The following is a 15,090-nucleotide window of genomic DNA, read 5'->3' on the forward strand; positions in this document are numbered from 1 at the left end:
GAAAGCGTAGCCGCTCAGCGCATCACGAACGGGTCGCCGATCGGATCGTCCGACGTGCGCAGCCACACGGACTTCGTGGTCGTGTATTCGAGCGCGGCGCTCAGGCCGCCTTCACGTCCATGCCCGGACAGCCCGAAGCCGCCGAACGGCACGAGCGGCGACACGGCCCGATAGGTGTTGATCCACACGATGCCGGAGCGCACGCGCTTCGACACGCGGTGCGCACGCGTCAGGTTGGTCGTGAAGATACCGGCCGCGAGGCCGTAGGCGGTGCCGTTTGCCTTCTCGATCGCTTCCTGTTCGGATTCGAACGTGTCGACCGACAACACCGGGCCGAACAATTCGGTCGTGATGCTGTCGGCTTGCGCAACGCCGGTGCAGTCGAGGATCGTCGGTGCGTAGTAATACCCGTCGCGCTCCAGCCTCTTTCCGCCTGCGAGCACCTTGGCACCCTGGCGCGCCGAGTTCTCGACGACCGTCTCGATGTTGCGAAGCTGCCGTTCCGTACACAGCGGGCCGTACTCGGTTTCCCGCTCGTTGGGTGAACCCACGCGAATCCGCGACACACGCTCGACCAGCAGCGCAAGGAACTGCTCCTTGACGGAAGCCTCGATCAGCAGGCGCGACCCCGCGACGCAACTCTGGCCGCTCGCCGCGAAGATCGCGGCGACCTGCGCATTCACCGCGCTCTGGATATCGGTATCGGCGAACACGATGAACGGCGACTTGCCGCCGAGTTCGAGCGACACCTTCGCGAGGTTGTTGGCCGTGTTTCGCACGATGTGGCGCGCGGTCTCGGGGCCGCCGGTGAACGCGACCTTGTCCACGCCCGGGTGGCTGCTCAGCACCGCGCCGCATTCCGGGCCGAAGCCGGTAATGACGTTGACGACGCCCGGCGGGAATCCTGCCTCGTGCACGATGCGCGCGAACTCGAGCAACGGTCCCGGTGCTTCCTCGGACGCCTTCAGCACCACCGTGCAGCCGGCCGCGAGCGCCGGGCCGATCTTCACCGCGGACAAGAACAGCTGGCTGTTCCAGGGCACTATCGCGGCGACCACGCCGACCGGCTGCCGCTCGAGCCACACCTGCATGTCCGGCTTGTCGACGGGGATGCTGCTGCCTTCGAGCTTGTCGGCGATGCCCGCGTAGTAGCGGTAATACTCGGCGACGTACGCGATCTGGCTCGACGTTTCCCGGATGATCTTGCCGGTGTCGTTCGTTTCGATTTCGGCGAGCCGCGGTGCAGCTTTTTCGACCAGATCGGCGAGCCTGTACAGCAGCTTGCCGCGCGCGGACGCGGAAAGCCCCGCCCAGGCGGGATCGGTCAGCGCGCGACCGGCCGCCGCTACCGCGCGGTTCACCTCGTCGGTGCGGGCTTCCGGCATCTGCGCCCACACGGCGCCGGTCGCCGGATTGATGCTGCCGAACGTGGCGACACCGGGTCCGAACTGCCCGTCGATATACAGCTGAAATTGCACATTCATGGCATCGCCCCCTTACTGGAACGCCGGCATCACGTCGCGGATCATCCGCTCGAGCGACGCCTTCTTGCGCTCGAAGCTCATGCCGGTATCGATCCAGAACGAGTACTCGTCGAAGCCGAGCTCTTCATAGGCCTTCAGGCGCCCGATCACTTCCGCGGGCGTGCCGATCACGTTGTTCTTGCGCATCGCTTCCGGCGTGTAGAAGGGGTGCGCCGCGATTTCGTCGCGGCTCAGCGGCTTGATCATCCCGCGGCTGACCGGACGCTCGTTCTTGAACCACGCGCCGAAGTAGTTGTAGAACACGTTGACTTCGTCGGCGGCCAGCTGTGCGTCGTCCTCGCTGCTTGCCACATAGGTGTGACGCAGCAGCATGATCTGCGGGCGCGGCACGTCGCTGAACTTCGCGCACGCGGCGTTGAAGTGGCCGACGAGCTTCTCGACTTCCTCGTCACCGAGGTGCAGCGGCGTGACCTGCACGTTGCAGCCGTTGGCCACCGCGAACTCGTGGCTGTTCGGATCGCGCGCGGCCACCCAGATCGGCGGATGCGGCTGCTGCAGCGGCAGCGGTGACGACGTCGTCGACGGGAATTGCCAGAACTCGCCGCCGTGCGCGTAATCGCCTTCCCACAGCTTCTTTACGGCCGGAATGAGTTCGCGCAAGCGCTGGCCTGCGCCCCACGCGTCGAGGCCCGGCATCAGGCGCTCGTATTCGAACGAGTACGCGCCGCGCGCGATCCCGAGCTCCAGGCGGCCGCCCGTGATGATGTCCGTCATCGCGGCTTCGCCGGCGAGCTTGATCGGATGCCAGAACGGCGCGACGACCGTGCCCGTGCCGAGCCGCACGCGCTTCGTCTTGTTCGCTAGGTCGACGAGGTTGATGAACGGGTTCGGCGCGATCGTGAAGTCCATGCCGTGGTGCTCGCCGGTCCAGACGGCATGCATGCCGCCGCGGTCGGCGATCTGGCACAGCTCGACCATCTCGTCGTACAGCTGCTTTTGGCTGGTCTGGTCGGAGACGCGCTCCATGTGGACGAAAAGCGAAAAACGCATGATGTGACCTTTCAGGAAAGAAGCGGGCGGATGGTGCCGGTGCTGTGATCGCCGAAGTACAGGCCGTAACTCTTCAACTGACTCTCTTTGCGATAGCGCTCGAGCATGCTGGCGAGCGCGCTGTCCTGGAACGCGTCGGCGTCGAGGTCGTCGAGGCTCACGAATTCGCCGGCGACCGCCGCTTCGTTCGGTGCGCTGCAGAGGAACGAGATGTACTGGTAGTGCGTCTCGGTATTGTTGTAGACCGAATAGATGAAGCTTGCCGATGCGTCCGGCTGGTATTGCCGGAACAGTTCGGCGAGCGCCTTGTCGGCGCCTGCGTTGCCGATTTCCCGGGTGGGCAGCGCCCACTTGCGATCGGCCGTCTTCACCATCAGGACCTTGTCGTCGCGCGTGATGATCGCGCTGACGATGACCTTCGGTCCGGCGATGACTTCGGCCGACAGCTTCGCCGGCGTGAAGTAGCCGCCGCGGTAGTAGCCGAGCCCCGCGTAGCCGGCGGAATGGAACGCCTCGATCTTGCCGATGATGAGCGCGTGATCGCCCGCGTCGATCACCGCGTGCGTCGTGCAGTCGAACCACGCGCTGACGTCGTCGATCAGCGGGTTGCGATGCGCGCTCAGGTGCCAGCCGACGTTCGCGAAGCGATCGTCGCTCGGTCGCGCGAAGGTGTTGGAGAGGTCCTTTTGCCCTTCGGCGAGGATGTTGATCGCGAAGTGGCCGATCGTGGAAAACGTCTGGAAATTGCTCGACGTCTTCGCGATGCTGACCAGCAGCAGCGCCGGATCGAGCGACACCGACGAGAACGAGTTCGCGGTGAAGCCGAGCGGCTGGCCGTCGTCGCGCGCGGTGGTGACGATCGTCACGCCGGTCATGAATGCGCCGAACGCGTCGCGCAGCTCCCGCGAGTTGATGATCGGCGTTTCCTGGCTGATTGCTTGGCTCATGTCACACTTCCGATTTCAGGGTTTCCGCCTGCGGCACGGTCTGCAGCCACGCACGCAGCGCGCGATTGACGGCGTCGGGCGCGGTCAGGTTCACCATGTGGCGCTCGTTCTCGATCACGACAGCCTTGCCGTCTTGCGCGGCCTGCGCCATTTGCCGGGCCATCTCGGGCGTCGAATTCGGGTCGTCCGACCCGGTGAGCACGAGGGCAGGGCACGCGATCCGGTGCCAGCCGTCCGCGTATATGTCGTCACCGTTCGCGAACGCGGTGTACGCGGTCGCGTAGCCGGCCAGATCGACCGACTGCAGCCACGCTTCCACCTTCCGCGCGGCGGCCTGCTGCGAGTCTTCCGCGTTGAACCAGCGCCGCAGCGGCGTATCGATGTCGATGGTGCCCGAGCGCAGTTCGGCGGCACGTTGCAGCACGGCCTCGCGCGCCTGTTCGGTGCGGCGGTACACGCCGTTCAGGACTGCCACGCGCTTGACCAGATCGGGCCGCGTCACGGCGACGCCGGCGGCGATCAGCGAACCCATCGAGTGGCCGGCAAGGTTGACGGGGCCGACCTTCAGCGCCTCGATGAACCCGACGGCCCACTGGACGAACTGCTGCAGGCCGGCGTCGGTGTCGAGCGCATCGCTCATCCCGTGGCCCGGCATGTCGACGGAGATCACGCGGAAATCGCGCGCCAGGTCGTCGATCTGCGGATACCACGCGCCCGCCTGCATGCCGACCCCATGAATCAGCACCAGCGGTTCGCCGGTGCCCTGGTCGAGATAGTGGGCGACGCGCTTATTTGACAGCAGCAGGGTTCTTGACGTCATTTCCGAGCTCTGCGAGATCTTTGTAGCGGTCGCCGATGCGGTGATGCGGACGGCCGGCGGTCGCGGCGCCGATGGCGATGACCAGTTCGTCGGCGGCCGGTGCATCCGGGATCGAGAACTGGAGCGTCAGGTAGTGCGAACGGCGGCCTTCGTCATTCTTGTCCATCATCGGGATCAGCAGCGGCGCATTGGCCGGGCCGCGCGTATTGTTGAACGCGAGGTACGACTTCGCGCCGACGGCCGTGCGATAGATGTTGCCGAAGTGCAGCGTATGGATCAGCGCGGATGCATGCTCGATTTCGCCGTCGAGGCCGACGATCGCGCTCTTGCCGAACGCTTCGACCGCGTCGCCCGAACCGGCCTCGTCGAGGATCAGTTTGGTCAGGTGTTCGCCGAGCTGCGGGGCGATCGCGCGAATCTCCGGCGACAGGTCCTCGACGTACCCGCGGCCTGCCCACGGGTTCTTGATGACGGCGACGGCGCCGATCATCTTCAGTGGCTTGGCAGCGACCTTGTCGCCATCCACGTAGAGCGTCTCGACATGGAGGACGGATTTCCGAATCAGGCTCATGGCACCTTCCTTTCGTGCGTTGATTGTGCGATTCATTGTGGTATACCATGTTACGGCATGCCATGCGTGTAAACCCGTAGCAGGAATTTCCCAAGAGAGGTGACAAATGAGTGCGTACTGGATTGCCCACGTGCAGGTGCTGGATCCCGTGAAGTACAAGGACTACACGGACATCGCGCCGCAGGCGTTCAAGAAATTCGGTGCCGTGTTCCTGGCGCGTGGCGGCGCGTCGCAGACGCTGGAGGGCGATGCGTTCGAGCGCCACGTCGTGATCCGCTTTCCCGACATGGAAACGGCGCTTGCGTGTTATCACTCGCCGGAGTACCAGGCGGCGAAGGCGAAGCGGGATGGATTTTGCCGGGCGCAGATCGCGATCGTCGAGGGGCTCGGGGGCTGATCGCCTGGTCGGGCGCGGGCGCAGGCCGGGCGGGATGGAAGACGCTGGCAGTTAGGTCATAATATGGCATTCCATGTTTGCGCCCGGCTCGCGGCCGGCTGCAGGCCCATACCCGTTTCCAGAGTGCCGCTCATGCAAGACCTGAAAATCGACCGCAATGCCAAGACCCTGCGCGAACTGACGCTCGACAAGCTGCGTGGCGCGATCGTGCAGGGCTATTTCCGGCCGGGTGCCCGGCTCGTCGAGCGCACGCTGTGCGATGAGCTCGGCGTCAGCCGCACGGTGGTGCGCGAGGTGCTGCGGCATCTCGAGACCGAAGGGCTGGTCGAGACCGTGTCGCGGCAAGGGCCGGTGGTCGCGCGGCTCGATCCGGCGCAAGTCGGCGAGATCTACGAACTGCGCGGCCTGCTCGAAGCCAATGCCGCGCGTGCCTGCGCAGAGCGCGCGACGCCCGAAGTCGTGCGGCAGTTGCGAGAAATTCGGGCAACGATCGAGGATGCGTTCGAGAAGCAGGAATTGCCACGTGTGCTCGAATTCACCGAGCGTTTCTACGAAACCCTGTTCGAAGCCGCAGGAAAGCAGGTGTCGCTGACGGTGGTCAAGACGCTGAACGCGCGCATCAACCGGTTGCGCGCGCTGACCATCGCGATGCCGGGACGCGGCGGCGATTCCAACACCGAGATGAACCGCCTGCTCGAAGCGATCGAGCAGCGCGACGGCAACGCGGCATCGGCCGCGTCGGCTGCGCACATCAAGCGGGTTTCCGAGCTGGCGCTGTCTGCGCTCGCGCAACAGCAGGACGAGGCATCCAGCGATAGTTGATGCAGCCCGAGCGCGAGCATCCAGACGCGCGAATTGACCCGGAAGGCCGCCGGCGTGCTACGCCGGCGGCCTTTTGTTTTGGCTATCGAATACGTGGCGATCCGCGGATGCATCATGGTTTTCCATGATTTTTGACACGTTGTTGTCGACCATAAGATGGCATACCATAATCTCATCGAGTAGCGCAGTAATCACGGGAGCACGCCATGACTGAGTCGATGACCGGGTCCACCGCGCAGCAGGCATTCGACACGCTCGGATTCCGCCGCGCCCTCGGCGCATTCGTCACCGGCGTGACGGTCGTCACGACGATCCAGTCCGACGGGTCGCCGCGCGGTTTCACCGCGAACTCGTTCACGTCGGTGTCGCTCGATCCGCCGCTGATCCTCGTGTGCATCGCGAAGACGGCATCGAGCCATGCGGTGTTCTCGGCTACGCAGCGTTTTGCCGTCAGCGTGCTGGCGGAAAACCAGACCAACGTGTCCGGCGTGTTCGCATCGAAGGCGCAGGACAAGTTCGCGCAAGTGCCATGGGACACGCGCAAGACGGGCGCACCGGTGATCCGGGATGCGGCGGCGAGCTTCGACTGCGTGACCCACGACGTGGTCGATGCAGGCGACCACGTCATTCTGATCGGGCGCGTGGTCGATTTCGCGCAGACGAGCGCGTCGCCGCTCGGCTATTGCCGCGGCGCTTACGTGAACTTCACGCTGTCGCAGGAGGCGTTGTCCGCGGCAGGCGGGCATGCCGAGGTGGGTGCGATTCTCGAACATCGCGACGGGCTGGTGCTCGTCGATACGCCGCACGGGCTGCGCTTGCCGACCGGCACCCGGCTCGATCCGGCCAGTGACCCCGCGAGCCTGCGCGGCGTGCTCGCGAAACTCGGGCTCAACGCGCATCTCGACTTCCTGTTCGCAGTTTTCGAATCGGCCGGCGGGCGCGAGGCTGGCGTCCATATCTATTACCGCGGCCGTGTTATGCCTACCGGTTCGCCGTGGTTCGACAGCAGCACCCGTATCGTGCCGCTCTGGCAAGTGCCGTGGGACGAGATCGCCGACCCCGCCGTGCGCTCGATGCTCGAACGCTACGTGCGTGAACGCCGGCAGGACGCGTATGGCATCTATGTCGGCGATACGGAGGCTGGCACCGTGCAGACACTTGCAGTCGCGCATTGAAGCGACTTGCCGCAATCAGGCGTGGCGAAGACACAAGAATCAGGATCATGATGCCGGCGAGGTTTGCGCCGCCGGTCTGAAGGCGCGTATTCGAATGGCTGCCATCCCGGCGGTCGCGACGCGCGGCGTTTCCCCTTGGAGAGAGAGACCATGAGCAGCAGAAGCATCCCGCGTTTCGCAGCGTCGCGTCTGGCATGCATTGCACCGTTGGCCGCCCTGTGCGCCGCGCCGGCACTGGCCGCCGATCCGATCGTGTTCACCAGCTGGGGCGGCACGACCCAGTCGTCGCAACAGAAGGACTGGGCGCAGCCGTTCACGCAGGCGAGCGGCATCAACGTGCTGATGGACGGGCCGACCGACTACGGCAAGCTCAAGGCGATGGTCGACAGCGGCAACGTCAGCTGGGACGTGGTCGACGTCGAGGGTGACTTCGCGTATGCGGCGGAAAAGGCAGGGCTGATCGAGCCGATCGACTATTCGGTGGTGAACAAGGCCGAACTCGACCCGCGCTTCGCGACGCCGTCTGCGGTGGGCAGCTTCTATTATTCGTTCGTGCTCGGCTACTACAAGGCGAAATACACGAGCGCGCAGCCGCAGAACTGGGCGGACCTGTTCGATACCAAGCGCTTCCCTGGCAAGCGCACCTTCTACAAGTGGTCGGCGCCGGGCGTGCTCGAGATCGCGTTGCTCGCCGACGGCGTCGCGCCGAACAAGCTGTATCCGCTCGACCTCGACCGCGCATTCAAGAAGCTCGATTCCATCAAGGGTGACATCGTCTGGTGGAGCGGCGGTGCACAGTCGCAGCAGTTGCTCGCGTCGGGCGAAGCGCCGATCGGCATGTTCTGGAACGGCCGCCTGCATGCGCTCGCGCAGACAGGCGTGCCGGTCGGCATGTCATGGAACCAGAACCTGACCGCCGCCGACATGCTCGTGATCCCGAAGGGCGCGAAGCATCGCGACGCGGCGATGAAGTTCCTCGCCGCCGCGACGGGTGCGCAGGCGCAGGCGAAATTCGCGGCCGACACCGGTTATGCACCGATCAACGTGAAGTCGGCGGCGCTGATGCAACCGGCAATTGCGAAGACGCTCCCGGACCAGTACAAGGCCACGCAGATCAACCTCGACATGAAGTACTGGGCCGAGAATCGCGACGCGATCGCGAAGCGCTGGTACGCGTGGCAGTCGAAGTAAGCCGGCGTGGCAAGTCGTATGGATCTGAATTCTGTTCAGGAGGCCGAACCGGATCGAGCCGGCGCGGCCGAGCAACGAACCTGCATGGGGCCAGCGGTAACAGGCACTGAAGTGCTGGCGCTGGCCGACCAAGGAGCCACCATGCCAAACCTATTGAGTACCGTCGCGCATCCGAGCGCGCCGCCGCCGCGCAAGCGGCGCGACTGGCGCAGCATACGGCTGCTGACGCCCGCGATGCTGCTGCTCGTGATCTTCTTCCTGCTGCCGGTGCTGTCGCTGCTGTTGCGCAGCGTGCTCGAACCGACGCCCGGGTTGCACAACTACGAGCAGCTGCTCGGCTCGACGACGTACGTGCGCGTGTTCGGCAATACGTTTCTTGTTGCGACGGTCGTCACGCTCGTCACGCTGATCGTCGGCTTTCCGATGGCATGGCTGCTCGCGATCGCGCCGCGCCGGCTCAGTTCGGTGCTGTTCGCGATCCTGCTGCTGTCGATGTGGACGAACCTGCTCGCACGGACGTTTGCATGGATGGTGCTGCTGCAGGGAACGGGGCCGATCAACCGCGCGCTGATGGCGCTCGGCGTGATTCACGAGCCGCTGTCGCTGGTGAACAACCTGACCGGCGTGACGATCGGCATGACCTACATCATGCTGCCGTTCCTCGTGATGCCGCTGCATGCAACGCTGCGCGGCATCGACCCGTCGACACTGCGCGCGGCCGCGGTGTGCGGCGCGAGCCGCTGGCAGGCGTTCTGGCGCATCCTCGTGCCGCTCGCGATGCCGGGCGTGGCCTCCGGCGTACTGATGGTGTTCGTGATGGCGCTCGGTTACTTCGTCACGCCGACGCTGCTCGGCGGCCCGTCGTACATGATGTTGGCCGAACTGATCGCGCAGCTCGTGCAGGAACTGCTGAACTGGGGCCTCGCCGGCGCCGCGGCCTTCGTGCTGCTCGCCGTGACGCTCGCCCTCTATGCGTTGCAACTGCGCTTCACCGGCAGCGCGCACGCCACCACCGGAGGCCGCTGAGATGAAACAACCCTCAAGCTCACTACGTTCGCTGCTTCCCGGGGGGGCGCCAGCCTCACTTGGGGCGGCCCGGCGGGAGGACTGACATGTTGCTCGATTTCGATCGCCTGGGCGCGCTGCGCTGGATCCTCGTGGCCGTGGGCGCGGCTGTTGCGTTGTTCCTGCTGTTGCCGATCGTCTTTATCGTCGCGCTGTCGTTCGGCGATTCGCAGTGGCTCATCTTCCCGCCGCCTGGCTGGACCCTCGAATGGTACCGGCAGCTCTTCACCGACGCGGGCTGGATCGACTCGCTGCTGACCAGCGCGAAACTGGCGGTGATCGTCACGGTGCTGTCCGTCGCGATCGGGTTTCTCGCGTCGCTGGCGCTCGTGCGCGGCAAGTTCCGCGGCCGCGAGGCCGTGCGGGGTTTCTTCCTCACACCGATGGTGCTGCCTGTCGTCGTGCTTGCCGTCGCGCTGTACGGGTTCTTCCTGCGCATCGGCCTGAACGGCACGATGACCGGCTTCGTGATCGGCCATCTGATCATCGCGCTGCCGTTCTCGATCATCTCGATCAGCAACTCGCTCGTGAGCTTCGACACGGCGCTCGAAGACGCGGCGCTGATCTGCGGCGCGTCGCCGCTTACCGTGAAGCTGCGCGTCACGCTGCCTGCCATCCGGCTCGGCCTCTTCGCCGCCGCGATCTTCGCGTTCCTCGCATCGTGGGACGAAGTCGTCGTGTCGATCTTCATGTCGAGCCCGACGCTGCAAACGCTGCCCGTGCGGATCTGGGCGACGCTGCGGCAAGACCTGACGCCGGTCGTCGCGGCCGCTTCGTCGCTGCTCGTCGGACTCACGACCGTATTGATGCTGGCGGGCGCCGTGGTGCGCCGCGCACGCGCTCACTGAGGTAACACGCCATGACTGCATTCCTGCAAATCCAGCGCCTGCGCAAGACCTACGACGACGTCGTCGCGATCGACCAGGTGTCGCTCGACGTGCGCAAGGGCGAATTCATGACCTTCCTCGGGCCGTCGGGTTCGGGCAAGAGCACCACGCTCTACATCGTCGCGGGCTTCCAGGAGCCGACCGACGGCCGCGTGCTGCTCGACGGCAAGCCGCTGCTGTCGGTCGCGCCGAACCGGCGCAATATCGGGATGGTGTTCCAGCGCTATACGCTGTTCCCGCATCTCACCGTCGGCGAGAACGTCGCGTTCCCGCTGCGCGTGCGCCGCCGGCCCGACGCCGAAGTGCGCGCGAAGGTCGAGCAGATGCTGAAGCTCGTGCATCTGTCCGAGTGCCGAGACCGGATGCCGGCGCAGCTCTCCGGCGGCCAGCAGCAGCGCGTCGCGATCGCGCGTGCGCTGGCATACGATCCGCCCGTGCTGTTGATGGACGAGCCGCTCTCTGCGCTCGACAAGAAACTGCGCGAGGAAATCCAGCTCGAATTGCGCCGCATTCACCAGGAAACCGGCGTGACGATTCTCTATGTCACGCACGACCAGGAGGAGGCGCTGCGCCTGTCGGACCGCATCGCCGTGTTCAACCAGGGGCGCATCGAGCAGGTCGGCACTGGCGAGGAGCTTTACGCGAACCCGGCATCGCGCTTCGTCGCGAGCTTCATCGGGAACTCGAATTTCCTGCCGGTCAAGGTGATGAAGCACGGCGACGGCCGCATCGGCGGCGTGTTGCCCAACGGCCTCGAAATGGCGTCGGACATGTTCCACCCGACGCTCGCCGCCGGCGACGAAGGCACGCTGATGATCCGCCCTGAACAGATGCGTATCAGTTCGCTGCAGCGCGCGAGCGGCACGAATGGCTCGAGCGCCGCGGCGGCCTTGCCCGTGACCGTGCGCGACGTCACCTATCTCGGCGATGCGATGCATTACGCGGTCGCGACGCCTTGGCAGCAGGAAATCTCGATCCGCATGCCGGCCGCGCATCGGCACGACAACGGCATCGTGATCGGCGCGCAGGCACTCGTCGACTGGGACGCACGCGACGCGCGCCTTTTCGCGCAAGCATGACGGTGGCAGTCATGAGTCCTGCTCCGCCGTCCCTGAAAGTCCAGCGGCCGACCGCAACGCTGCGCGAGCTCGCGCTCGAGAAGATGCGCACCGCGATCCTCGATGCGCATTTCCAGCCCGGCGAGCGGCTGGTCGAGCGCTCGCTGTGCGAGATCCTCGGCGTGAGTCGAACCGTCGTGCGCGAGGTCTTGCGGCATCTGGAAACGGAAGGTCTCGTCGCCTCGATCCCGAACCAGGGGCCGATCGTTGCGGTCCTCGATTTCGACACGGCCGCCGAGATCTACGAAATACGCGCGTTGCTGGAGGGCGAGGCGGCGATGGCCTGTGCGCAGCATGCGGACCAATCGCTCGTCGCCGAGCTGGGCGCGTGTATCGACCAGATCCGGCAAGCGTTCGATGCGCAGGATCATCAGGCGGTGAAGGTGCTCACGTCGGCATTCTACGAACGCATGTTCATCGCCGGGCAAAAGCAGGTCGCATGGGAAATCGTTCAGACGCTGATCGCGCGTATCAACCGGCTGCGTGCGCTGACGATCGCGTCCGACGATCGCGGGCACCAGGCGGTCGAGGAGATGCGCGCGATTCTCGCGGCCATCGCGGCGGGCAACGGCGTGGCGGCGCGCGAGGCGGCCATCGCGCACGTGCACCGGGTAGCCGAGATCGCGCGCAGGCTGCTCACGCACGGTCATGAGAGTGCATCGTGGCGTCAGGCGGGGTAGCGCGCCTGGCTTCGTGATGCAGTGCCTCGCGCCGCCCGTCATTTGAAATTCTCCGTATTCGCGGCTCGAGTCGTGCTCGGGTCGCCTCCTGCAATTTTATCCCCGGAAGGACCGATCGTGGAATTGAACACGCTGTTGCAGGACCCGGCGCTGTTGCGTCAGCAGGCTTATGTCGACGGGCAATGGTGCGACGCCGACTCGGGCGAGCGCTTCGACGTGCTCGACCCGGCGACGGGCGCGACGCTCGGCACCGTACCGCTGATGGGCGCCACGGAGACGTCACGCGCGATCGACGCCGCGAATGCCGCGTGGCCCGCGTGGCGCGCAAAGACGGCGAAGGAGCGCGCATGCATCCTGCGCCGTTGGTACGAACTCGTGATCGAGCACGCCGACGATCTCGCGTTGATCCTCACGGCCGAGCAGGGCAAGCCGCTGGCCGAAGCGAAGGGCGAGATCGTCTACGGTGCGTCGTTCATCGAATGGTTCGCGGAAGAGGGCAAGCGCGTGGCCGGCGACACGCTCGCGACGCCCGTGGCGGACAAGCGCCTCGTGGTCATCAAGGAGCCTGTCGGCGTGTGCGCGGCGATCACGCCGTGGAATTTCCCGAACGCGATGATCACGCGCAAGGTCGGCCCGGCGCTTGCGGCCGGCTGCCCGATCGTCGTGAAGCCTGCCGAAGCCACACCATTCTCGGCGCTCGCGCTCGCGGTGCTCGCCGAGCGCGCGGGGGTGCCGAACGGCGTGCTCAACATCGTCACCGGCAACCCGAAGGCGATCGGCGGCGCGATGACGAGCAGCCCCGTGGTGCGCAAGCTGTCGTTTACCGGATCGACCGGCGTGGGGCGGCTGCTGATGGCGCAGAGCGCGCCCACCGTGAAGAAGGTGACGCTCGAACTCGGCGGAAACGCGCCGTTCATCGTGTTCGACGATGCCGATCTCGACGCGGCCGTCGAAGGGGCGATCGCGTCCAAGTACCGCAACAACGGACAGACGTGCGTGTGCACCAATCGCTTCTACGTGCATGAGCGCGTGTATGACGCGTTCGCCGCGATGCTGGTGGCGGCGGTGAAGGGCCTGAAGGTCGGGCACGGCACCGAAAGTGGCGTGATACTCGGGCCGCTGATCAACGATGCGGCGCTCGGCAAGGTCGAAGCGCACATCGCGGACGCGCTCGCCAAGGGCGCCACAGTGGCGACCGGCGGAAGGCGGCATGCACTCGGCCATGGCTTCTTCGAGCCGACGGTGCTGCTGAATGCCACCGCGCAGATGGACGTTGCGCGTGAAGAGACGTTCGGGCCGCTCGCACCGCTGTTTCGCTTCTCGAGCGACGACGAAGTCGTGAGGCTCGCCAACGATACCGAGTTCGGGCTCGCCGCCTACTTCTTCAGCCGCGACATCGGGCGTGTGTGGCGGGTGGCCGAGCAGCTCGAATACGGGATGGTCGGCATCAATACGGGCCTCATTTCCAACGAGGTCGCGCCGTTCGGTGGCGTGAAGCAGTCGGGAATCGGCCGCGAAGGGTCGCACTACGGCATCGACGATTATCTGGTCATCAAGTATCTGTGCATGGCGGTCTGATCGCCGGTTCGTTTGACTGAAAGAGGGCGCCGACATGGATACGTGGTCGTCCGGAAACATCGGACTCGCGCGCGATCGCATGAGACACACGCATCGTCAATGCGGGCGAACTCGCCGGCATCGCGATACCCGACCGGGTAACGCTGCAAGTCGTTGCGATTTGCCTCGCGATGAAGATGATGGCGAACGGATGACGCTGCCGTGGAGGCTGCCCGCGCTGGCGAGCAGGGGCGCGGATTCGCCGTGGTGGCGAGCGAAGTGCACGGTCCGGCACAGTCCTCGGCTTCGGCTGCGAAAGAAATCGAGGAACTGATCAGCACTTCTGTCGCCCTGATTCAGGACGGCGCCACGCAGGCGACGGACGTCGGCGCGACGACGGGACACGTCAAGCAGGCGATCAGGCCGGTGTCCGATATCGTCGGCGAGATCGCCGCTGCGTCGGACGAGCAGAGCCGCGGGATCGAACCGGTCAATCAGGCCGTCGTGCGGCAGAATGGGGCTTTTGTCGAGCAGTCGGCAGCAGCGGCACGTTTGCTGGAAGAGCAGGCAATGACTCCGGGCAAGGCTGGCTCGGTATTCAAGGCCTCGGAGAGCGAAATGTCTGCATGAAAGCGGGCGTTCTCAACGTTACATGCTTGGGTAATTCGGCCCGCCGCCGCCTTCCGGCGTGACCCACACGATGTTCTGCGTCGGGTCCTTGATGTCGCAGGTCTTGCAGTGCACGCAGTTCTGCGCGTTGATCACGAGGCGATCGCTGCCGTCGTCGTTCTTCACGAACTCGTACACCGCCGCCGGGCAGAAGCGTGCCTCCGGCCCCGCGTAGGTGCGCAGGTTCACGTTCACCGGCACGCTCGCGTCCTTCAAGGTCAGGTGCGCCGGCTGGTTCTCTTCATGGTTCGTGTTCGAGATGAACACCGACGACAGCCGGTCGAACGTCAGCTTGCCGTCCGGCTTCGGATACTCGATCGGCGTGCATTGCGACGCCGGCTTCAGCATCTCGTGGTCCGCATGCTTGTGATGCAGTGTCCACGGCACGTTGCCGCCCATCACCTTCTGTTCCAGCCCGACCATCAGCGTGCCGAGGTACAGCCCCTTCGCCATCCACTGCTTGAAGTTGCGCGCGCGGTGCAGCTCCGTGTACAGCCACGATTGCTTGAAGGCGTCCGGATACGCGTTGAGCTCGTCCGACTGGCGACCGGCCTGCAGCGCGTCGAACGCGGCGTCGGCGGCCAGCATGCCGGTCTTGATCGCCGCGTGGCTGCCCTTGATCCGCGATGCGTTCAGGAAGCCCGCGTCGTCGCCGAT

General features: G+C 65.4%; 15 protein-coding genes and 1 pseudogene. 10 read left to right on the forward strand and 6 right to left on the reverse strand.

The window, feature by feature from the left end; genetic code table 11:
- Window positions 1-14 precede the first annotated feature (14 nt).
- Genes DIE17_RS30700 through DIE17_RS30720 form a run of 5 tightly spaced genes read right to left on the reverse strand, consistent with a single transcriptional unit; the run spans window position 15 to window position 4,872 of the window.
- Window positions 15-1,484, reverse strand: coding sequence for an aldehyde dehydrogenase (locus DIE17_RS30700; protein WP_124489306.1), 1,470 nt, complete (start codon window positions 1,482-1,484; stop codon window positions 15-17).
- A 12-nt stretch (window positions 1,485-1,496) separates the two neighbouring features.
- A complete protein-coding gene (locus DIE17_RS30705; RefSeq protein ID WP_124489305.1) occupies window positions 1,497-2,534 on the reverse strand; it encodes an LLM class flavin-dependent oxidoreductase in 1,038 nt (345 codons plus the stop codon).
- An 11-nt stretch (window positions 2,535-2,545) separates the two neighbouring features.
- The gene (locus tag DIE17_RS30710) at window positions 2,546-3,481 is read right to left on the reverse strand and encodes a flavin reductase (RefSeq protein ID WP_124921524.1); all 936 of its coding nucleotides are present in this window, start codon (window positions 3,479-3,481) and stop codon (window positions 2,546-2,548) included.
- A 1-nt stretch (window position 3,482) separates the two neighbouring features.
- Window positions 3,483-4,301 (reverse strand): alpha/beta fold hydrolase, encoded by an 819-nt coding sequence (locus tag DIE17_RS30715; protein ID WP_124921525.1) that lies wholly within the window; start codon window positions 4,299-4,301, stop codon window positions 3,483-3,485.
- Window positions 4,270-4,872, reverse strand: a complete 603-nt coding sequence (locus DIE17_RS30720; RefSeq protein WP_124523129.1) for an amino acid synthesis family protein — start codon at window positions 4,870-4,872, stop codon at window positions 4,270-4,272. Before DIE17_RS30720 ends, DIE17_RS30715 begins: the two co-directional genes overlap by 32 nt.
- A gap of 106 nt (window positions 4,873-4,978) precedes the next feature.
- On the opposite strand from DIE17_RS30720, the gene DIE17_RS30725 reads away from it, so the two are divergent.
- The 10 genes and pseudogenes from DIE17_RS30725 to DIE17_RS30770 all read left to right on the forward strand — a co-directional run.
- Window positions 4,979-5,269 (forward strand): DUF1330 domain-containing protein, encoded by a 291-nt coding sequence (locus DIE17_RS30725; protein ID WP_124921526.1) that lies wholly within the window; start codon window positions 4,979-4,981, stop codon window positions 5,267-5,269.
- A 132-nt stretch (window positions 5,270-5,401) separates the two neighbouring features.
- Window positions 5,402-6,091, forward strand: coding sequence for a GntR family transcriptional regulator (locus tag DIE17_RS30730; RefSeq protein WP_124489300.1), 690 nt, complete (start codon window positions 5,402-5,404; stop codon window positions 6,089-6,091).
- Window positions 6,092-6,297: 206 nt separating this feature from the next.
- Complete coding sequence (locus DIE17_RS30735; RefSeq protein WP_124921527.1) at window positions 6,298-7,266, forward strand: flavin reductase; 969 nt, start codon at window positions 6,298-6,300, stop codon at window positions 7,264-7,266.
- Between the two features lie 150 nt (window positions 7,267-7,416).
- Entirely contained in the window at window positions 7,417-8,457 is a 1,041-nt protein-coding gene (locus DIE17_RS30740; protein WP_124530047.1) for an ABC transporter substrate-binding protein, read from the forward strand.
- A 141-nt stretch (window positions 8,458-8,598) separates the two neighbouring features.
- Window positions 8,599-9,483 carry an ABC transporter permease gene (locus DIE17_RS30745; protein ID WP_124921528.1) on the forward strand — a complete coding sequence of 295 codons (885 nt, stop codon included), beginning with the start codon at window positions 8,599-8,601 and terminating at the stop codon, window positions 9,481-9,483.
- An 86-nt stretch (window positions 9,484-9,569) separates the two neighbouring features.
- The gene (locus tag DIE17_RS30750; RefSeq protein ID WP_124921529.1) at window positions 9,570-10,370 is read left to right on the forward strand and encodes an ABC transporter permease; all 801 of its coding nucleotides are present in this window, start codon (window positions 9,570-9,572) and stop codon (window positions 10,368-10,370) included.
- Window positions 10,371-10,381: 11 nt separating this feature from the next.
- Complete coding sequence (locus DIE17_RS30755; RefSeq protein ID WP_124921530.1) at window positions 10,382-11,488, forward strand: ABC transporter ATP-binding protein; 1,107 nt, start codon at window positions 10,382-10,384, stop codon at window positions 11,486-11,488.
- 11 nt (window positions 11,489-11,499) lie between these two features.
- Window positions 11,500-12,207 (forward strand): GntR family transcriptional regulator, encoded by a 708-nt coding sequence (locus DIE17_RS30760; protein WP_124921531.1) that lies wholly within the window; start codon window positions 11,500-11,502, stop codon window positions 12,205-12,207.
- Window positions 12,208-12,324: 117 nt separating this feature from the next.
- The gene (locus DIE17_RS30765) at window positions 12,325-13,785 is read left to right on the forward strand and encodes an NAD-dependent succinate-semialdehyde dehydrogenase (protein ID WP_124921532.1); all 1,461 of its coding nucleotides are present in this window, start codon (window positions 12,325-12,327) and stop codon (window positions 13,783-13,785) included.
- Between the two features lie 192 nt (window positions 13,786-13,977).
- A pseudogene (locus tag DIE17_RS30770) lies at window positions 13,978-14,394 on the forward strand (methyl-accepting chemotaxis protein); the annotation flags it as partial.
- 18 nt (window positions 14,395-14,412) lie between these two features.
- On the opposite strand, the gene DIE17_RS30775 reads toward DIE17_RS30770, so the two are convergent.
- Window positions 14,413-15,090, reverse strand: a 678-nt coding sequence (locus DIE17_RS30775; RefSeq protein ID WP_185735406.1) for a 4Fe-4S dicluster domain-containing protein, incomplete at its 5' end; no start/stop codon positions are given.

The sequence above is a fragment of the Burkholderia sp. Bp9099 genome (genome assembly GCF_003857805.1).
Taxonomy (GTDB): Bacteria; Pseudomonadota; Gammaproteobacteria; order Burkholderiales; family Burkholderiaceae; genus Burkholderia.